Source organism: Endozoicomonas sp. G2_1 (assembly GCF_017744155.1).
Lineage (GTDB): Bacteria > Pseudomonadota > Gammaproteobacteria > Enterobacterales > Alteromonadaceae > JAGHQT01.
Map to the genome: position 1 here is coordinate 1 of NZ_JAGHQT010000019.1, position 20,304 is coordinate 20,304.

A 20,304-nucleotide genomic window follows, 5' to 3' on the forward strand; every position below is an offset into this window, starting at 1 on the left:
CAACTTGCTCGACAACCGACAATTTAAAAGCGAGTGAGTAATCCTTTTGAGTTCGTTTAGTGGTTGATTTCATGATGCTCTCCAATTCATTGATTGAAAAGTGTCAACCTTATTTAGGACGGGTCATTGACAAGCAAAAAAGGGTTAACTGTTGTTAACCCTTTTTTATTATAAAAAATTTAAATCTTTAGTTTAAAACTTGCTTTGCTGAGCTGATAAATTAAGTAGCTGAGCAAGGTCAAAATAACGCGGCTTTTGAGTCGATAATTTTATGCTACCACCTTGCTGATTGAACTTAGCAACACCTTCTTTATACCAAGTGGCCAAGCCAGGCGGTAAAAACTTGTCTGCTTGTAAACCAAGCATAACTAATGCTTGTACTGGCATACTCAGCATTAATAAAAATACCGTTAATGCCTGCGCTAAAATTTCGTAACTGCCCAGATAAAGCTGGAAAATCAGGGTTACTAAAGCAACTGCCGGCATATGGCGGCATACTAAACGGCTGGTTTGAATGGTTCGATACTCGGCGAAGTAATTGGCTAGCTCTGCCCTTTCAGGCCAAAGCTTTTGATATTTCCTGCCAAACTTAATCAACTGTACAACATTTAACTTCATAAATTGAATATAGCAAGGATTGCCAGTGGATAAAAGTTTGAACGACAAATAGCGCGAAAATGATCATTTAATGATCGAAGACAAAAGCCAACGATCGTCACTCTATTTACTTTATAAGATCAATAAACTTTTAATAAAATCGTTAATATTAGCGAGATAATTAATTCTTAAAGCATACTTGAATCACAAACTTGATGAGTTAAAGATATTCATTAATTTGTTGATTTTTGTACAAGCGATAAAATGTGACAAAAAACAACCTATCAAATATTTTTATAAATTTTAACAACTTAAACATATACACAAGTATTGCTAACAAGGTTATCCACAGCTTTTGTGGATAGTCGACCTCTAAAACATGTTAGTTTTAGTAATAACTAGACAAGTAAACCATAGTTTTTAAGTGATTTAACATGAATTTTATAATAAACACTTAAAAATTAAAATTTCATTAGTTTTACCTTGATTACAGAGTACTAGTGCTAGAGTTAAGTTTATGAAAACGATATAGTTATCAACTTATTACTATAAGGTTGGTAAAAGATGGCAAAACTCACGTTAAAATTACTCGATGAAACCTTTGCAATTCACAGCTTGGCGGTCAATAGCCCCCTGCCACAAGCAGTGCTAGACGCACCAATATACTTTATTGCAAAAACGTATGAAGAAGTCTCTATTGTCGCCCCTGAGCATGTTAAAATTAACAGCGACGATGTAGAACCGGGTTGGCAAGCGCTAGAAGTTGTTGGGCCATTAGACTTTACCCTAACCGGCATACTTGCCAGTATTTCAACAATACTGGCAAACGCGAAAATTAGTATCTTCGCAATTTCAACCTTTGACACTGACTACATCTTAGTGAAGCGTGAGAATATTGATAACGCGATTTCAGTGCTCAAAAACAATGATTACCAGGTTATTCAGTAAATGGGAATTACTACTATACCCAAGTATCCTAAAGTGGCTGGGTATAGCTCCAGATACGGCTAACAAAAAACAATAATTCTATAGAGTGAACTATGACGACTATTTACGGTATTAAAAACTGTGACACTGTTAAAAAAGCGCTGAAATGGCTTGACCAAGCAGGTGTTAATTACACCTTTCACGACTTTCGCGTACAAGGCTTTGACCAAGTACTATGGCAAGAGTTTACTGCTAAAATCGATTGGCAAAACCTGATTAACAAACGCAGCACCAGTTACCGAAATTTGGACGATGAAATTAAGCAAAACCTCAATATCGACAACGCAACCGAAGCAGTGCTTGAACAACCAACCTTGATCAAACGTCCAGTGCTGATTCACAACGCTCAATTACACCTTGGCTTTAAAGCTGCTGACTATCAGGCGATTTTTGCCTGAGTTGTTTAATTTTCTATTTAATCAAAGAGTATTATCATGACTTCACCCGTGCTCAAACTTGCCAAAGAACTTATTAGTCGTCAGTCTGTAACCCCCGAAGATGCAGACTGCCAACTGCTGATGTCTGAGCGTTTAGCCAAGCTAGGTTTTGCCAATGAGACCATGGTGTTTGAAGATACCACGAATATGTGGTCAAGACGCGGGACAGAAAAGCCAGTGTTTTGCTTTGCCGGTCACACTGATGTTGTACCCGCAGGTGACTTGAGTTTGTGGCAAACACCACCGTTTGAACCAACCGAAATCGATGGCATGTTGTACGGCCGCGGCGCAGCCGATATGAAAGGCAGCTTAGCGGCAATGATCGTTGCAACAGAGAAGTTTGTAAACAATCATCCAAACCACATTGGCTCAATCGCATATTTGATCACTAGTGATGAAGAAGGCCCATTTATCAATGGTACCACGCGTGTTATCGATACCTTAGAAGCCCGTCAGGAAAAAATCGACTATTGTATCGTTGGTGAACCGTCAAGTTCTCACCTAATCGCGGATGTTGTCAAAAATGGCCGTCGAGGTTCTATCTCTGGTGAGTTAAAAATCATTGGTAAACAAGGCCACGTCGCCTACCCTGATCACGTTAAAAATCCAATTCACTTTGCTATGCCAGCGTTGGCAGAACTGAGTCAGCAAGTTTGGGATCAAGGCAACCAGTATTTTCCACCAACCAGCTTTCAGCTCACTAATATTCACGCTGGCACCGGTGCTACCAACGTTGTTCCCGGTACTATTACCGCATGGTTTAACCTCCGTTACAGCTCAGATTTAAACGATCAAGTTATCGTCGAAAGAGTCGAAGCTATTTTAGCCAAGCACGAACTCAACTACGAAATTGAATGGACCTATAACGGTAAGCCATTTATTACCGAGCCTGGCGTATTACTTGACGCGGTCACTCAAGCGATTCTCAGCACCACTGGCCGAGAGACCGAGTTGTCGACTTCTGGCGGCACTTCTGATGGTCGTTTTATCGCGCCAACCGGCGCTGAAGTGATTGAATTAGGGCCGAGTAATAAAACAATTCACCAAGTCAATGAGTGTGTATCAATAGCAGACTTAGAGCAGCTTGTTGATATTTACTATCAGGCCATGGTCAATTTACTATGCCCGACATCAGCATAGAAATATTGTGCGGTCAGACGACTCAGCACCTGAGTGCAATCGACCAACGTCATGCGATGCACCCAGAAGCACTGGCTGCTTATCAAAACATGCAAGCGGCGGCAGAAAAAGACGGCATTGATTTAGCACTAGCCAGTAGCTTTCGAGATTTTAGTCGCCAACTCGCTATTTTTTCTGGTAAAGCAAACGGTAACATTGCAGTTAAAGACCAAGCGAACCAAGTTGTTCCCTTATCTGAGCTGTCTGATTGGCAAAAGTTACAAGCTATTTTGCTATTCTCAGCGTTGCCCGGTACCAGCCGACATCACTGGGGTACTGATATTGATGTTTACCAACCCTCTGCTCTAGGCCAAAATCAGCTACAACTAGAGCCTTGGGAATACCAAAAAGGTGGTCCATTTGTTCAATTGAGCGAATGGCTGGGTGACAATAGTAAATCATTTGGCTTTTATCTTCCCTACGACCAGTATCGCGGAGGGGTTGCAGAAGAGCCTTGGCACTTGTCTTATTATCCAGTTTCAGAGCAATATCAAGCTCAACTGACGATTGAGCGTTACATAAAGGTTATTCAAGAGCTGCACTTGCCGTTAAAAAAGACTATCGTCAGCCATATAGAAGAAATATTTCAACGCTACGTCACTAATGTAGGACGTTTTGAACACTGAGGAAACAGTAAGACATGAGTACAGAGACTATTGCGATTATTATCGTTGTTGTCATTATTCTTTTTCTTATTGGCAATTTTAGCACGGTACAAAAGTCCGCTAAAAACCCAATGAGAAAACAAGGTTTAAATGATCTAAAAGAAACCCTCCCCCGAACCAACAAAACCAAGCACCAGTTACCCACTGTCGATAAAAAACGCTAACTAACCTGAGTTTTGGTTAAGAGATGAGTTAAGTGATTGATTTTAAATAAAACTAATACTTGGTCTCTTTACAGTTAGAAATTTTCTTTGATAACAAGGCAAATTTACGCGTCAATAGCTTGTCTATTGCAAGTGAATTTAACGCTGTTAGCGATGAAAATAGCTACTGTAAAGCCATTTATTATCCAAAACTCAGGTTAAAAATGTCTTTCGCCCATAAAAAAAGCCTACAGTAAACACTGTAGGCTTGAACTCAAATGGGGATTGAGAAGCAGAAATTGGTTAACGCTTAGCTGTTAATGCGTTTTTGAGCTGCAGTTGTTAATTCGTCAGCCGTGATTGTTGATAACAAGCTTTCAACTTTTTTCTTTGGCAATTTGTTAATCATTAACGTGCCAGTTTTAACAGCACTGCGGCTAGCAGCAAAAGCAAGCAAGTTTTGACCGTTACACTTAACACCATCGAAAATAGAACGAATTTTTAACTTGTTGCTTTTTAAATACGTACGAAGACGTTTTTTGTCATCAACAGCAACATATTCACAGATTGCTTGCGCTGAATCAGCGGCTTGGGCAGCTGGCGCAATAGTTGATACAGATAAAAGTGCAAAAGTTAATGCAGCGTGAAATTTTTTCATGGTAGTGACTCAAGTCTCAAGTTAGTAAATAAATTGGTTGAATTTAAAAGCTAATTGCGAGGTCACAAATGAGGCATACGAATGTATAAAACCTATCACAGGTAACTCCGCTGTCATAGGCTTATGCCCTTAGACCGGTAGCTTTGCGTAACACCCTTTCGAATGTCTTGCCTTTATCTGGTTGAGAATTATACAGGAGCAAATATGACGAAACAATGACAAGACGAAAATAATTTGCATAAATATTATTCGGCTGTCATAACTTCAAGCTATAAAATCAATTTTTTTAATCGTATTACTCTATAATAAAGCAACGGCTGCCAAATAAATGCTTCTTGATAACAAATTCAGTTAAACTACACCTCCATTAATAAAGCCAATAACATTAGAAACCATGACCGAACAAAGCATGCACTATTTGGTTGAAATCGAAAACCAACCAATTGAACTATACAAACTGCTAAAAATCGCGAACCTAGTCGCAGGTGGTGGTGAAGCCAAAATAGTGATTAGTGAAGGTTATGTTTATCTCAACGATGAAATTGAAACGCAAAAACGGAAAAAGGTCTATTCGGGCGATCTTATTGCATTTAATGGCGATTTCGTCGAAGTACTTTGTCATAACCCACCTCAAGAGCAACAGAAGAAAGCTGTAGTGCCAAGTGAGTCAAGCAACTCAAGTACTATGGATAAGTCTGAAAAAAGCACAGGACGAGTCAATACATCAAATAAAGGTCGAACCGCTAATAACAAGCGCATTGGTAAGCCAAACTACAATAAAAATAAAAAACAGAATACTCAACGTAAAAAAGCGACGTCAGATAACGCGCAGAGCCAGAATGTGGGTAAACGCCGTCCGATTAATTTCTAAATAAAAGTTGTATCACGATGAAAAGCAAAGCCATTACTAAACATCTAACGTCAATCCCAGTCGCTTTAATACTCTTGTTTTCGACACTCACGAGTACCATCGCCGAACCGACAAGCAGCCATTCAAAGTCTGCCTCGGCACTCATGCAATTGCCTGAGCCGGTTAGTAATAACGCTGTTGCGCACATCAAGCTCAACCAACAAGACTACTTATTGTCATTCTCTGGTCTTGGCCAAAACAAAACTTTCCGTGATGTACACAACAAAGCATTTGCCTATCACTGGCAAGGCAATCGTTGGCAAACTATTGAATCGGTGCCTATCGCTAAGCCGGTCAATGGTCTAATTGGCAGGCTTGCCAGCACTGCAGTAGGCATAGGCGAACACGCATATGTGTTCGGCGGTTACACTGTTGCCAAAGACCATTCAGAAGTCTCTGTACCTGACGTATATCGCTACGAGCTCAGCACAAATAGTTACCAGACGTTAGCACCAATGCCGGTGCCCGTTGACGACAGCACTGCGCTTGCATACAAAAATCGGTATATCTACTTAGTGAGCGGCTGGCACAACGATGGCAACGTTAATTTAGTGCAAGTCTACGACAGCCAAACCGATACTTGGCAACAAGCCAGCCCTTTTCCGGGTGCTTCTGTATTTGGTCAAGCAGGGGCTATTGTTGACAACAAAATAGTAGTTTGCGACGGCGTCAAAGTTGACTATCACACTAACAAGCGCCGAACCTTTAGCGCTGAAGCCGCTTGTTATATTGGCACAATTAACCGCGATAACGTCGCTAAAATCGACTGGCGCAAACTGAAACACCCAACCGGTGTTGCTCGCTACCGAATGGCCAGTGCTGGACTTCAAAACGCAATGATTTTTGTTGGCGGCAGCGACAATCCATACAACTACAATGGCATTGGCTACAACGGTGAGCCTAGTACTGCCAGTAACCAGCTGTGGCGCTTGAATTTAAAAACCCTTAACTGGCAAGTAAAAGAGCTACCAATTGCGACAATGGATCACCGAGGTTTGCTGATTATTGACGATGCAGCAGTCACCCTTGGCGGTATGGACTCCAGCCAAAAAGTGTTATCGAGCATTAATGTTTACCCAAGTATCATCAACTAACGCTTTTACCGATTGGATTTTATTTAAGAGCTGAGGGCGTTTCGCATCAAAATTGCGCAGTTTTCAATAGTAGGTAAAGCTTGGAGTCATCAAAACAATATTTATCTAAATATCAACATCTAGCGCTTTTACCGACTACTCTGCCCTGTTAGAATGTCGCGTCAAAATTTAAAATTAGAATTTTTGTTAGTAACAAATCAACGGAATTAATCATCAATGCGTACAAGTCAATACTTAGTATCTACTTTGAAAGAAACCCCAGCTAACGCCGAAGTTGTCAGCCACCAATTTATGCTGCGCGCCGGCCTTATTCGTCACTTAGCATCAGGTTTATACACTTGGTTGCCGACGGGCTTAAAAGTATTGAAAAAAGTTGAAAATATTGTCCGCGAAGAAATGGAACGCGCTGGTGCTATTGAGGTACTGATGCCAATGGTGCAACCGGCAGATTTATGGCAAGAGTCTGGCCGCTGGGAAGATTACGGCCCAGAGCTGCTGCGCTTAAACGACCGTCATCAACGTCCATTCGTGCTTGGCCCAACTCACGAAGAAGTCATCACTAAGCTAATCAGCCATGAACTGAGTAGTTACAAACAGTTGCCGATGAATGTCTTTCAAATTCAAAGCAAATTCCGCGATGAAATCAGACCTCGCTTTGGCGTTATGCGCGGCCGTGAATTTTTAATGAAAGATGCCTACTCATTCCACTTAGGCGAAGAGTGCTTACAAAAAACTTACCAAGTGATGTTCGACGCTTACTGCCGTATTTTCGAACGCTTGGGTTTAGACTACCGTCCAGTACTTGCCGATACCGGCTCAATCGGTGGCGACGCTTCTCACGAATTCCACGTATTAGCTGAGTCAGGTGAAGACGATATCGTTTTCAGTGATGGCAGCGACTTTGCCGCTAACATTGAGAAAGCTGAAGCGCTAGCACCACAAGGCGAGCGCCCGGCAGCAACACAAACACTTGAAAAAGTGTCAACACCAAACGCCAAAACCATTGAGCAAGTTGCTGAATCTTTAAATATTCCGGCAACTCAAACGGTAAAAACACTTTTAGTTCAAGGTATTGCTGAAGAAGGTCAAGCGGCGCCAATTATCGCATTAGTGCTACGTGGTGATCACCAGCTCAACGAGATAAAAGCAGAAAAACTACCACTTGTCGCAAGCCCACTAACTATGGCAACCGATGAGCAAGTGTTAGCCGCAAGTGGTGCTAATCCGGGTTCTGTTGGTGTAGTCGGTATAGATATTCCAGTGATAGTTGATCGCAGCGCGGCGCACCTAGCTGATTTTGTTTGTGGTGCTAACGAAAACGACTTCCACTTCACTGGTGTTAACTGGGACCGCGACTGCACTAACTATCAAGTAGAAGATATTCGCAACGTGGTCGCTGGCGACCCAAGTCCTTGTGGCCAAGGTAAGCTTGAAATTAAACGCGGTATTGAAGTTGGTCATATTTTCCAGCTTGGTAAAAAATACGCAGAAGCAATGAATTGTGGTGTCTTAACTGAGTCTGGCAAGCACGAAGTACTCAACATGGGTTGTTACGGTATTGGCGTATCTCGTATCGTTGCCGCGGCAATTGAGCAAAACCATGACAAATATGGTATCAAATGGCCAGAAGCAATCGCACCTTTCCAAGTTGCTATTGTACCAATGAACATGCACAAGTCGGCACGTGTTCAAGAAACTGCAGAAGCACTCTACAGCGAATTACAACAAGCTGGTGTTGAAGTGCTATTTGATGATCGCAAAGAGCGCCCAGGTGTTATGTTTGCCGACCACGAGTTAATGGGCACGCCACTGTTATTAGTTGTTGGTGAGCGCAACTTAGACAATCAAGAAGTCGAACTTAAAAACCGTCAAACTGGCGAGAAATCGATGATTGCCATTAAAGATGTACTGAGCTTGTTTGACAAGTAAGCTCTTACCTAACACTACCAAAAAGCCGCGTTAAAACGCGGCTTCTTTAATGACTTAACTACATTGCCTAAGCGTTACCTTAAAACTAGCAAACTGACTGCTAGGAAATTTGTTAGTGAGTAAGTCAACGTATATGATTTTTCGAGCCATTAACTCAGATTTTAATACTTCACTGATGCAAATATAGTGTTTGGACAAGTTAACGTATTTAGCTTTTTGCACTTGATAGTCATCGGCAGACTTATCAATACCTTCGATGGCGATATCAAGAAATACTCCGGTTGTTTTGACATCAATGTAGACTAAACTGGATATTTCTGGCTGGTCAGCTGCAATCAATTGCATATCGTTTTGCAACTGGCCTTGATTCGACATCGAATTAACAACGCCATAGATAGTTGTCGCCATAAATAAAACAGCCGCAATTAAAATTCTGTACTCTTTTATTGACCTTTTTTCACTTTGCATTGTTAAATCCGAATATATATTGTCTAGTTCAAAGTGTAAGTATGCTCATCAAGACAAACTAAATGTTACAGATAAAAAAAATACCGAGTAGTAACCTACTCGGTATTTTATGTATAAAGACTAAAACTGCTATTCAGCCAGTTCTTTTAGTACGTCATCTTTTAATTCTGACCACAATTTACCAGACTCAATACCGTAATTGCGGACCGCAAAAACCGCTTCGTCAAACTTGCCCGCTTCGGCAAGTTCAATCAAGCTTTCGTAATACTGGCGAGAAATTTCACGACCTTTAGGATGAGCAAAGTAGAGGGTACCTAAACGAGAATACAAACCTCTAAAGCCGTTAAGCACCAACAAATAAATAGGATTACCCGATGCAACAACTAGCTCTTTGTTAAGTCTGTAGTCAAACTCAGCAAAGGCTTCGCCAGTATCTTCAGTATCGCGGTAAGCGTTCAACAGTTCAATGGTCTTTTCTGGGTTGTTTTTAATCGCACCACGCACGTAAATTGCGCTGATATTAGTGCGTGCTGACATTAAGTTATCAACTAAGTCTGGAATGCCATCTTGATCAAGCTGTGCCAATGTTTCAAGAATGTTGAGGCTAGAAGTGTCCCAAAAATCATTCACCTTGGTCGGCTTGCCGTGTTTAATGGTTAACCACCCGTCGCGCGCTAGACGCTGCAGTACTTCGCGCAAGGTGGTACGAGTAACACCGATAAGCTCTGATAATTCACGCTCAGCTGGCAAAATTGACCCAGGAGGAAAGCCGCCATTCCAGATAGATTCAACAATATATTGTTCAGCAAATCCCGCTGGACTTTGTGCTTTAATAACCATAGCGCCCCAATAATTTATCATTCGATGGTAGTGTTACAACTGATTGTACCAGAAGAATACGCGGGTACAACTAAAGAAAAAACTAATCATTAAAATTTTTTACAGTAAGCGCTTAAAACTGCTGGAAATATTGTGCTATATTGCTGAGCGCAGATATTTAGAGATTGTCATATTCGATATCAAATCTGAACTTGAACAATTATCACACACTAATGGATAAAGGTTAGTTATGCAGCAATCATTTGTGAGCGCTTTTTATAAAAACTTCCTTGGCAACTCGCCAGAGTGGTACAAATTAGCAATTATTGCTTTTTTAGTTATCAACCCGCTGATTTTCTTTTTTGTCAGCCCTTACGTCGCCGGTTGGGCACTCGTGTTAGAGTTTATTTTCACCTTGGCAATGGCATTAAAATGTTACCCTTTACAACCAGGTGGTTTACTAGCGATAGAGGCCATCGCAATAGGCATGACCTCGCCCAAGCAAGTAATGCACGAAGTTGCGATTAACATTGAAGTTATTTTACTGCTCGTGTTTATGGTAGCCGGCATCTACTTTATGAAGAATCTGCTGCTGTTTTTATTCACTAAAATCATCACCAAAGTCAGATCAAAAACCACCGTTTCAGTGCTATTTTGTTTCGCCAGTGCCTTTTTATCGGCATTCTTAGATGCGTTAACCGTTATCGCGGTTATTATCAGCGTAGCCGTTGGCTTTTACTCTGTGTACCACAAAGTTGCTTCAGGTAAGCATATTAACCACGATCACGATCACACCTGTGATAGCGGCGTTGCCGAGTACTCACGCGATGAGTTAGAAGCATTTCGCGCCTACCTTCGCAACTTATTGATGCACGCTGGTATCGGTACTGCTTTAGGCGGCGTTTGTACCATCGTTGGTGAGCCACAAAACTTAATTATTGGTCAGCAAGCCAACTGGCAGTTTGTCGAATTTGCCATCCGTATGGCACCAGTCACTGTCCCAGTGTTAATTGCCGGCTTGTTCACTTGTTTCTTACTAGAAAAAGTAAAATGGTTTGGTTACGGCGCTGAATTACCAGAAAACGTCCGTCAAATCTTAATTGATTTCGACAAAGACCAAACGTCGAAGCGCACTAAAAAAGACAACGTCAAGCTTGTTATGCAAGGTCTTGTCGGTATTTGGTTAATTATTGCTTTAGCGATGCACTTAGCCGCTGTTGGCTTAATTGGTTTGAGTGTTATCATTTTGGCGACATCATTTACCGGTGTCACTGACGAGCATCAACTTGGCCATGCCTTCGAAGAAGCCCTGCCATTTACCGCCCTACTGACGGTTTTCTTCGCGGTAGTTGCCGTTATTATCGACCAACAACTATTTACGCCGGTAATCAACTGGGTACTGACTTACGAAGGCAATATGCAGTTAGTGATGTTCTACTTGGCTAATGGCTTCCTTTCTATGGTGTCAGACAACGTCTTTGTTGGTACCGTTTACATCACCGAAGTCAAAAAAGCGCTATTGGCAGGCCAAATTACTCGCGACCAATTTGACTTATTGGCGGTTGCCATCAACACAGGTACTAACTTACCGAGTGTCGCAACACCAAATGGCCAAGCTGCATTCTTGTTCTTATTAACCTCGGCCTTGGCACCGTTAATTCGCTTGTCATACGGTCGCATGGTAGTAATGGCCTTCCCATACACTATAGTCCTAACCATTGTTGGTCTAATTTCAATTTATTCAGGCCTACTTGAGTCTAAGACACAAGACTTATACGAGGCTGGCTTAATTCACCACCATAAAGTGATTGAAGGCAACGACGCCGAAGGCCATCATTAACCCTGAAAAATAAATAAAAAGGCACCTCAGGGTGCCTTTTTCGATTCACCACTTCAAATAGAGTAACAATATTTTGAAATTCATCAGTCAACTCGCCGTATCACCCAGAGCTTGGTTACTACTTGCGATTAGCGCGCTGGGATTAGAGCTTGCCGCGCTATACTTTCAGTACGCAATGGACTTAGCGCCATGTATTATGTGTATCTACCAACGCGTTGCGATCTGGGCAATATTTTTTGCCGGCGTCACGGGTTATTTTACTTCAGGACTTATCATTGGCCGCATTGTCGCGTTTGGCTTGTGGGCGGTTGGTGCCATTTGGGGCTTAATCATCGCCTTAGAGCACGTAGAGATGCAATCGGCCAACCAAGGGCCGCTGTCATTTTTATTTAGTTGTGACATTGTGCCTAACTTCCCGAGTTGGGCGCCGTTACACGAATGGATTCCTGCGCTGTTTGAAGCTTCAGGTGATTGCGGTGAAATTAGTTGGCAGTTTTTGGGTCATAGTATGCCCGAGTGGATGGTTGTCGTTTACAGTGTTTACACAGCACTTTTTGCTGCAGTGCTTGTTGCTCGCCTAGTGGCGACTAAAAAGCCATAAAGGCTAATAGCGGTTAAACGAGTATCCATTCAGCCAACAACAAATTCATTAATTCAGCGCAAAGCGGTAAAATAAAATTTAAGATAAACGAGGCAACAGAGCTTTTTCTCACCTTAGGCATGTTATTGTCTCGTTTTTTGTAGATTAAAAAGCGTAAAAGTTAGAACGTTTAAATATTAGAAAGCCCAGAGAACAAAATGACCAAGACAATTTCGGTCGCAGCTGTCCAGCAAGCTAACACCAGTAATTCGCAAGATAATTTTAATCACAGCTGCCAACAAATTGTTCGCGCAGCTGAGCAAGGCGCGCAATTAGTGGTATTACAAGAGTTGCACAAGTCACTGTATTTTTGTCAGCAAGAAGACACCGACCAATTTGACTTGGCTGAAACCATCCCGGGCCCGAGTACTGAGGCCCTATCTGCGCTTGCCAGTAAGCACAATATTGTTATTGTTGCCTCCCTTTTTGAAAAGCGCGCGACAGGCTTATACCACAACACTGCCGTGGTTATCGATAGCGATGGTTCCATTGCCGGTAAATACCGCAAAATGCACATTCCAGACGATCCTGGTTTCTACGAGAAGTTTTATTTCACACCCGGTGATATTGGTTTTGAACCGATTGATACTAGTATTGGCCGCTTGGGTGTATTAGTGTGTTGGGATCAATGGTTTCCTGAAGCCGCTCGATTAATGGCAATGGCGGGTGCTGAAATACTGATTTACCCCACAGCCATTGGCTGGGACTTAGCTGACAACAAGGCAGAACAACAACGTCAATTAGACGCTTGGCTGATTAGCCAACGAGCGCACGCTGTTGCCAACGGCGTGCCGGTAATAAGCGTCAATCGCACCGGTTTTGAAGCTGATCCTAAAGCGACTGAGCCAAGTCACGGCATCCAATTTTGGGGCAATAGCTTTATCGCCGGGCCACAAGGCGAAATACTCGCTCAAGCCGATCAAGATAGTGAGCTTGTTTTAAGCGCTGTACTCGATATGGAGCGCAGCGAACAAATTCGCAGAATTTGGCCATATTTACGCGATAGACGAATTGATCACTACCAAGATCTCACTAAACTTTATCGCGATTAAACTAATCGAGCGCTTACCACGTTAAACACGACTTGCCGTTTATCAACGATATTGGGCTTTAACGCGAGCAACATCCGAATTTAGTCACAACTAAAATGTCATCAAACAAGCGTCAGTAGCGCCATTAAAAGATTATTATGAGTCAAGTAACACCGTTAACTACACCAATTATTCACACAAACTCGTCAAACAACGGCGCAGCAGGCGACCGTAAATATTGGGCTAACTTACACGGTAGCAGTAGCAGCCTTGCGTTATACCAAGCAGCGAGACAGGCACAGGTGCCTTTTGTCTTAATTACTCACGATACCCCGAGCGCACTTAAATACGAACAAGAATTACAGCAGCTCAATCATGATCAGTTAACAATTTGTTTGTTTCCCGACTGGGAAACCCTGCCATTTGACAGCTTTTCACCGCATCAAGACATTATTTCTCAGCGGCTAGCGACCTTATATCAATTAACAAATCTCAAGCGCGGTATTGTGATTGTGCCTATTTCAACACTGTCACATCGTCTCGCCCCTAAACAGTACCTCAAGGCCAATAGCTTGATGGTAAAAGTTGGCGACAACAAAGATTTACATCAGCTGCGTCAGGACTTAGAAGCCAGTGGTTACCGCCACGTTGACCAAGTGATGGAGCACGGTGAATTTTCAGCCCGAGGTGCAATTCTCGACTTATTTCCAATGGGCAGCCAGCACCCGTACCGCTTAGACTTTTTCGACGATGAGATTGATGAAATCCGAGTGTTTGACCCTGATAGTCAACGCTCATTAGAAAAAATCACTCAAATAGCTTTACTGCCGGCACACGAATTTCCAACCGATAAAGACGGCATTAACCTGTTCCGTAGCCAGTATCGTCAACTATTCAACGGTAGTATCGATAAAGAATCGGTCTATCATCAGGTCAGCAATGGCGTGATGCCAGCAGGTATTGAATACTATTTGCCACTGTTTTTTGAGCAAACCGAGACCTTATTTGATTACTTACAAGCCAGCTGTCAAATCGTCATCAGCGGTGACATTGATCACGCCCTCGAACAATATTGGCTCGATATCAATTATCGCTATGAAGATAGGCGCTACGACCCTACTCGTCCTCTGTTGCCGCCAGAGCAATTATTTTTATCCAGTGAACAGTTATACACGGCATTAAAACCGTTTAACCGCATTAACCTGTTAGCGGCAACCGACCAAAGTAAGGCCGACAAAACCAACACCTTGAGTTTTGATGTTGCGCCATTGCCTGAATTAACAGTAAATCATCAACTCAAGCAACCTTTTACGCTACTTGATCAATTTTTGACGACCAACGCCCCTAACAAGGTACTCTATATTGCCGAAAGCCAAGGGCGGCGAGAAAGCGTGCTTGATTTACTCAAGCGCAACCAAATTAAACCAATTGAAGTCGCCAGTTTTGACCAGTTTATTAGCGGCGATGACAACCCGGCGATTTTAGTCAGTAGCCTCAGCCACGGCTTTACTTTTACTTTAAACGGCCAACAGCTGGCAGTAATCACCGAATCTGAACTACTTGGCGACCGAGTCAGACAAAGCCGCCGCCGGGGTAAACAGCAAGAATCAGCGGGCGATGTCATCTTTAAAAACTTGGCTGAGCTCTCAATTGGCCAACCCGTGGTTCATTTAGAGCACGGTATCGGTCGCTATTTGGGGTTGCAAACGCTAGAAACGGGCGGTTTGAGTACCGAGTTTTTAATGCTCAGTTATGCCAATGACGCCAAGCTCTATGTGCCCGTTTCTTCACTGCATTTAATTAGTCGCTATTCGGGCACTGATGGCGATAGCGCGCCACTGCACAAACTCGGCAATGACACTTGGTCGAAAGCCAAGAAAAAAGCTGCGGAAAAAGTGAAAGATGTCGCCGCTGAGTTACTCGATGTCTATGCAAAACGCGCCAGTCATCAAGGTTATGGTTTTAATATCAACGAAGCCGAACAACAAGCCTTTGCCGACAGTTTTGGCTTTGAAGAAACCACCGATCAAGAACAAGCCATCGCCGCCGTGCTCAAAGATATGCGCGCGCCAAATGCGATGGACAGATTAGTGTGTGGTGATGTTGGCTTTGGTAAAACCGAAGTGGCAATGCGCGCGGCATTTACCGCGGTTAACGACGGCAAACAGGTGGCACTGCTGGTGCCTACTACCCTATTGGCACAGCAACATTTTGAAAACTTCCGCGATCGCTTTGCCAACTGGCCAGTCAACATTGAAGTACTATCGCGTTTTAAAACGCCTAAAGAGCAAAAGGCCGTGATCAGTCAGGTTGAAAATGGCCAAGTCGATATTTTAGTCGGCACCCATAAATTACTGCAAAGTGATATTCGTTATCACGATCTCGGTTTGTTAATTGTTGATGAAGAACATCGCTTTGGCGTAAAACAGAAAGAAAAAATCAAAAAGATTCGCGCCAATGTCGATATCTTAACCTTGACTGCCACACCGATTCCCAGAACCTTGAATATGGCCATGGGTGGCATGCGTGATTTATCGATTATCGCAACACCACCGGCCAAGCGACTGGCAGTAAAAACATTTGTTCGTGAACGAGAAGACGCTTTGATCAGAGAAGCCATTTTGCGTGAAATATTGCGCGGTGGTCAGGTTTACTTCTTACACAATAATGTCGATACCATCGAAAAAACCGCACTCGATATTCAAGCCCTAGTGCCTGAGGCCAAAATCACCACGGCTCACGGTCAAATGCGCGAACGAGAACTTGAGCGCGTTATGAGTGACTTTTACCATCAGCGCTTTAACGTGATTGTTTGTACAACCATTATTGAAACGGGTATTGACGTGCCAACCGCCAATACCATTATTATGGACCGAGCCGATCACTTAGGTTTAGCTCAATTGCACCAGTTGCGCGGTCGCGTTGGTCGCTCGCATCACCAAGCATACGCGTATATGTTGACGCCACATGAAAAACGCATGACCAAAGACGCGAAAAAACGCCTCGACGCCATTGCTAATTTAGAAGACTTAGGCGCGGGCTTTATGTTAGCGACTCACGACTTGGAAATTCGCGGTGCTGGTGAGCTCCTCGGTGAAGAGCAAAGTGGCCAAATGAGCCAAATCGGGTTTAGCTTGTATATGGAAATGCTCGATCAAGCGGTCACGTCATTAAAAGAAGGCAAACAGCCATCGCTAGACCAGCTAAATGCCAAGCAAACAGAAGTCGACTTGCGTATACCTGCACTACTGCCAGATGACTATATTTTTGATGTCAGCTTGCGCTTAAGCATATACAAGCGCATTGCCAGTGCCAAAGACAATAATGCTCTTGACGATATTCAAATTGAACTTATCGACCGTTTTGGCTTATTGCCACAGGCAACCAAAAATTTAGTACAGCAGGCTAAATTAAAACTCAAAGCGCAAACCTTGGGCATTCGTAAAATTGAAGCGGGCCCAGAGTCAGGCGCGGTTGAATTTAGTGATAACACCACGGTTGATCCCACTCAGATTATTGGTTTAATGCAAAAACAGCCGAATGTTTATAAAATGGAAGGGGCTAATAAGCTTAAATTTATCAAGCGCTCTGACGATGCTAAGAGCCGTTTTACCTTAGTAACGGGTCTATTAAATGAGCTAGCCAAACGCTAGCTCATACCCTGCCGCTAGCTATTTTACGTTAACGATGGGTAAATTAAGCTGGTAAAAATTTAAAACAGGTGCACAAGTATGGCGATTACTCGAATCAATCGATTTCAAGCAGCGGATGAAAACTCTACCCCGTTGAAAAATCTACTCGAACAACTGGTGCCGATAATTAAGAATATCGATGGCTGCATTGATTGCCAATTACTTTGTCACTATCACGATTGTGACCACTTTTTGATGATTGAAACTTGGCAAAGTATTGAGGCACATCAACAGGCAATAAAGCATATCCCCCAAGAGCAATTGCAATTGGCGATGAAGTTACTCGGAGCACCACCCAAAGGCGATTACTACCACATAAGTTAGTTTCACTCACAAAACACCACAAAACGTAATTGCTTTTGATTGTTATTTACAATAACCTATAAACTCCAATGCTTTGATAGTTATAATCTAACTACAACATTTACTACAAGGAAGTCGAGTAAGTAATCATGCATTTTGCCCATTTCATTGCCCTTCCTTATTTGCAATTTACTAAACGGACGAACAATTATGAGAGCAATCCCATTATTTTGCGCATTAACTATATCTTTAAGTTCAAGTCTAGCACTTGCTGAAGTTAATCAGCACACGCTAGGCATAGGCTATGAAATAGGCACCGCGGATGTTTCACAAGACAGCGACGTTGACAACATCGATTTTGATATTGGTCAGGTAAACCTTGTTTATAACTATCATTTAAACGAAAACTGGGCACTTCAAACCAACTACTTAATTGGCAGAAGTGACTCTTTCAATTTGACATTTGGCAATATATTTAGCGATAACAAGGTTGATTACAACAGTATTGCTATCAGTGTCAGAGGCGCGCTACCAATCTCAAGTAGTTCAAATATATATGCTGCAGTTGGTGGTCATAGATACGACTACGAAGTGACTGACAAAAGTGCGAGCAACATTTTATCAGACGACGATGGCTTTAGTTTTACTGGTGAATTAGGTCTAGAAGTAAGTTTTAATGACAGCTTTGGTGGTTTTATAAATTATCGGTACATGAAACTAGGCTCAGAATTAGAATTTAATGCAATTGGCGCAGGTGTCACTTACAGTTTTTAGTGCGCAATTGATGGTTGATCAAGTTACCTTCACAACAAAACATCCTGCCGTGGTAATTTGATCAACAAAATTGACTTAGTATTTTTTTAGCCTCTTGCCACAGCGGATTTTGAGCAAGTTTGTCATAACTGATTTGATTACTAGCTAACAGTTTTTGAATACGCTGGCTACTGGCTTGCTCAAGTGTCAGATTAGCTCGGTCGAGCACCTCAATTAAACCTGCGCGGTTATTACACACTAATAACATGTCACAACCAGCTTGCTGCGCAGCTTCAGTGCGCTCTACGTAACCGCCAATTCCTGCCGCACCTTCCATCGAAAGATCATCGCTAAAAATCACACCGTTAAAGCCCAGCTGTTTGCGCAGTATTTCTTGCAACCAATAGCGAGAAAAGCCAACCGAATGTTGATCAACATCAGGGTAAATAACATGAGCTGGCATCATCGCCGACAGCAAATCATCGTCAATTAACTGTTGAAACGGCTTGATGTCATAGCCAAAAATTTCAGACTTATTTCGCCCGTCGATCGCCGCCGCAATATGAGAATCAGCCTTAACACTGCCATGACCCGGAAAGTGTTTGCCAGTGGCAGCCATTCCGGCTTTGTTCATGCCTTGTATTAAACTTTTAGCGAGAATTTTTACCTGTTGTGGCTCAGCTGAAAATGCGCGATCGCCAATCACATCACTAATGCCGTTAATATCAAGCACTGGCGCAAAACTAATATCAATGCCAACGGACTGCATTTCAAGTGCGATCAAAACCCCACAATGAAATGCTAACTGCTCTGCTACCGCTATTTTGTTACCAGAGAGAGAGTATATATCTCCCATGGCGGGAATGGCGCTAAACTGCTCTCGAAATCGTTGTACTCGGCCGCCTTCGTGATCAACTGCCAGCAAAATTGGCGTCTGAGCCGCTAACCTAATTTGTTGGCATAGTTCACTAATTTGTTTCGGGGATTGGTAATTTCTGGAAAATAATATTAAACCGCCAACTTTAGGATTGGCCAACAGTTCTTTGTCTTCTGATGTCAGCTCGGTGCCAGCAATGTCCATCATCACTGACCCAGTTAAGCGTTTCTTAGTCATTTACTCTCTATTATCAATTTACTATTTACTATCAATTTACAAGGGCGCGCCAACACCGGCGGCTATATATGGAATAACTTGTTTGATAACACCAGCAATATCGAGATTCTTATTGAAGTCGTTTTGGGCGATATCCATTAATGCCTCACTCGATGACATAGTAAAAACAATTGTCCCCATAGTGAAATGCAAGCGCCAAAACATTTGTTCAGCAGTCAGTTCAGGATAAGCTTTGTGGACAGCGCTGACAAAGCGTTCGATAACACCCGGATAGCGCGTCGTCATGAACCAACGCAAAAAGCCCTGACTATCAGTGTACCCTCGGCCGAGCAATTGTAAGAAAATTGACGTACCATTTTCTCTGAACTCGTTAAGAGAAAGCAAAGGTGCCAAAAACACTGTAAAGACATCATTAAGATCAGGCTGTTGGTCACTGTTGATCAACTCAACTAATGCTTCTTCAAGAATTGGCGATAACTCGTCCATGTAACGAGACATCACTGCTTTAATTAACTCTTTTTTCGAACCAAAATGGTAATTAACCGCCGCCAAGTTAACGTCGGCCTGACTCGTTATTTCACGTAATGATGTCCCATTGAAACCATTATCTGCGAACAATTGTTCAGCAGCGTTAAGTATTTTTTCTTTGGTGCTGTTCATTATTTTAGTTATTCACCGTTTTTTGTCTATTTGAACCCAGTTTAAACAGTCGTTTTAAAATATACAATAACTTGTTAAAGCATTTTTAAGCGGCTGGATATAGCAATTTAAACAGCTCAGAATTATCTGTCAATTTAAGTAAAATAAATTGAACCTTTTTGACACTTTTTACGTCTTAATAACTACAAGATACTTAACTGGCGCAACGCACAGTTTGTCTTACCCTAACTCCCTTACTCAGAGGCCTGATCTGTCACCCAGTCTCTGAGTTTTTTTTGCCTGATTTTCACTTCTTATTCCTATTAGACAATAAACAAAACTTTTCATTATAACCAGTTTGGTTATACTAGCCTGCGACCCCATTCATTTGTTAATAAAATATAAT

Annotated in this window: 20 protein-coding genes and 1 riboswitch; of the genes, 14 read left to right on the forward strand and 6 right to left on the reverse strand. The window is 42.4% G+C overall.

What is annotated here, in order from left to right; genetic code table 11:
- Positions 1-192: 192 nt before the first annotated feature.
- Complete coding sequence (gene yfbV, locus J7384_RS16210; protein WP_209115582.1) at positions 193-618, reverse strand: terminus macrodomain insulation protein YfbV; 426 nt, start codon at positions 616-618, stop codon at positions 193-195.
- 543 nt (positions 619-1,161) lie between these two features.
- Here yfbV and J7384_RS16215 point away from each other — a divergent pair.
- The 5 genes from J7384_RS16215 to J7384_RS16235 all read left to right on the forward strand — a co-directional run bounded on the left by J7384_RS16215 (position 1,162) and on the right by J7384_RS16235 (position 4,029).
- Positions 1,162-1,545: an ACT domain-containing protein gene (locus tag J7384_RS16215; protein ID WP_209115583.1), complete on the forward strand. Its 384-nt coding sequence runs from the start codon at positions 1,162-1,164 to the stop codon at positions 1,543-1,545.
- Positions 1,546-1,637: 92 nt separating this feature from the next.
- Positions 1,638-1,982, forward strand: a complete 345-nt coding sequence (locus tag J7384_RS16220) for an ArsC family reductase (protein WP_209115584.1) — start codon at positions 1,638-1,640, stop codon at positions 1,980-1,982.
- Positions 1,983-2,018: 36 nt separating this feature from the next.
- A complete protein-coding gene (dapE, locus tag J7384_RS16225; RefSeq protein WP_209115585.1) occupies positions 2,019-3,161 on the forward strand; it encodes a succinyl-diaminopimelate desuccinylase in 1,143 nt (380 codons plus the stop codon).
- Entirely contained in the window at positions 3,143-3,826 is a 684-nt protein-coding gene (locus J7384_RS16230; protein WP_209115586.1) for a M15 family metallopeptidase, read from the forward strand. Before dapE ends, J7384_RS16230 begins: the two co-directional genes overlap by 19 nt.
- Before the next feature lie 14 nt (positions 3,827-3,840).
- A complete protein-coding gene (locus tag J7384_RS16235; RefSeq protein WP_209115587.1) occupies positions 3,841-4,029 on the forward strand; it encodes a hypothetical protein in 189 nt (62 codons plus the stop codon).
- A 289-nt stretch (positions 4,030-4,318) separates the two neighbouring features.
- Here the strand turns inward: J7384_RS16235 and J7384_RS16240 are convergent, their stop codons facing one another.
- Complete coding sequence (locus J7384_RS16240; RefSeq protein ID WP_209115588.1) at positions 4,319-4,666, reverse strand: DUF3718 domain-containing protein; 348 nt, start codon at positions 4,664-4,666, stop codon at positions 4,319-4,321.
- A gap of 97 nt (positions 4,667-4,763) precedes the next feature.
- Positions 4,764-4,848, reverse strand: a riboswitch (cyclic di-GMP riboswitch).
- A gap of 212 nt (positions 4,849-5,060) precedes the next feature.
- Here J7384_RS16240 and J7384_RS16245 point away from each other — a divergent pair.
- The 3 genes from J7384_RS16245 to J7384_RS16255 all read left to right on the forward strand — a co-directional run bounded on the left by J7384_RS16245 (position 5,061) and on the right by J7384_RS16255 (position 8,599).
- Positions 5,061-5,537 carry an RNA-binding S4 domain-containing protein gene (locus J7384_RS16245; protein ID WP_247741836.1) on the forward strand — a complete coding sequence of 159 codons (477 nt, stop codon included), beginning with the start codon at positions 5,061-5,063 and terminating at the stop codon, positions 5,535-5,537.
- A gap of 17 nt (positions 5,538-5,554) precedes the next feature.
- Positions 5,555-6,670 (forward strand): kelch repeat-containing protein, encoded by a 1,116-nt coding sequence (locus J7384_RS16250; RefSeq protein ID WP_209115589.1) that lies wholly within the window; start codon positions 5,555-5,557, stop codon positions 6,668-6,670.
- A 216-nt stretch (positions 6,671-6,886) separates the two neighbouring features.
- Positions 6,887-8,599, forward strand: coding sequence for a proline--tRNA ligase (locus J7384_RS16255; protein WP_209115590.1), 1,713 nt, complete (start codon positions 6,887-6,889; stop codon positions 8,597-8,599).
- A 54-nt stretch (positions 8,600-8,653) separates the two neighbouring features.
- On the opposite strand, the gene J7384_RS16260 is transcribed toward J7384_RS16255, so the two are convergent.
- Positions 8,654-9,067 (reverse strand): hypothetical protein, encoded by a 414-nt coding sequence (locus J7384_RS16260; protein ID WP_209115591.1) that lies wholly within the window; start codon positions 9,065-9,067, stop codon positions 8,654-8,656.
- A 129-nt stretch (positions 9,068-9,196) separates the two neighbouring features.
- Positions 9,197-9,907, reverse strand: coding sequence for a fatty acid metabolism transcriptional regulator FadR (gene fadR, locus J7384_RS16265; RefSeq protein ID WP_209115592.1), 711 nt, complete (start codon positions 9,905-9,907; stop codon positions 9,197-9,199).
- A 229-nt stretch (positions 9,908-10,136) separates the two neighbouring features.
- On the opposite strand from fadR, the gene nhaB reads away from it, so the two are divergent.
- The 6 genes from nhaB (at position 10,137) to J7384_RS16295 (ending at position 18,166) form a co-directional block, all read left to right on the forward strand.
- Positions 10,137-11,726 (forward strand): sodium/proton antiporter NhaB, encoded by a 1,590-nt coding sequence (gene nhaB / locus J7384_RS16270; RefSeq protein ID WP_209115593.1) that lies wholly within the window; start codon positions 10,137-10,139, stop codon positions 11,724-11,726.
- A 73-nt stretch (positions 11,727-11,799) separates the two neighbouring features.
- Positions 11,800-12,327, forward strand: coding sequence for a disulfide bond formation protein DsbB (gene dsbB, locus J7384_RS16275; RefSeq protein ID WP_209115594.1), 528 nt, complete (start codon positions 11,800-11,802; stop codon positions 12,325-12,327).
- Between the two features lie 197 nt (positions 12,328-12,524).
- Positions 12,525-13,418: a carbon-nitrogen hydrolase gene (locus tag J7384_RS16280; protein WP_209115595.1), complete on the forward strand. Its 894-nt coding sequence runs from the start codon at positions 12,525-12,527 to the stop codon at positions 13,416-13,418.
- A 137-nt stretch (positions 13,419-13,555) separates the two neighbouring features.
- Positions 13,556-17,050 carry a transcription-repair coupling factor gene (gene mfd, locus J7384_RS16285; protein WP_209115596.1) on the forward strand — a complete coding sequence of 1,165 codons (3,495 nt, stop codon included), beginning with the start codon at positions 13,556-13,558 and terminating at the stop codon, positions 17,048-17,050.
- 78 nt (positions 17,051-17,128) lie between these two features.
- The gene (locus J7384_RS16290) at positions 17,129-17,413 is read left to right on the forward strand and encodes an antibiotic biosynthesis monooxygenase family protein (RefSeq protein WP_209115597.1); all 285 of its coding nucleotides are present in this window, start codon (positions 17,129-17,131) and stop codon (positions 17,411-17,413) included.
- Positions 17,414-17,602: 189 nt separating this feature from the next.
- Positions 17,603-18,166 carry a porin family protein gene (locus tag J7384_RS16295; protein ID WP_209115598.1) on the forward strand — a complete coding sequence of 188 codons (564 nt, stop codon included), beginning with the start codon at positions 17,603-17,605 and terminating at the stop codon, positions 18,164-18,166.
- Between the two features lie 61 nt (positions 18,167-18,227).
- On the opposite strand, the gene nagZ is transcribed toward J7384_RS16295, so the two are convergent.
- Together nagZ and J7384_RS16305 are read right to left on the reverse strand one after the other, a co-directional pair.
- Positions 18,228-19,259 (reverse strand): beta-N-acetylhexosaminidase, encoded by a 1,032-nt coding sequence (gene nagZ / locus J7384_RS16300; protein ID WP_209115599.1) that lies wholly within the window; start codon positions 19,257-19,259, stop codon positions 18,228-18,230.
- 36 nt (positions 19,260-19,295) lie between these two features.
- Complete coding sequence (locus tag J7384_RS16305; protein WP_247741837.1) at positions 19,296-19,919, reverse strand: TetR/AcrR family transcriptional regulator; 624 nt, start codon at positions 19,917-19,919, stop codon at positions 19,296-19,298.
- Positions 19,920-20,304: the final 385 nt, after the last annotated feature.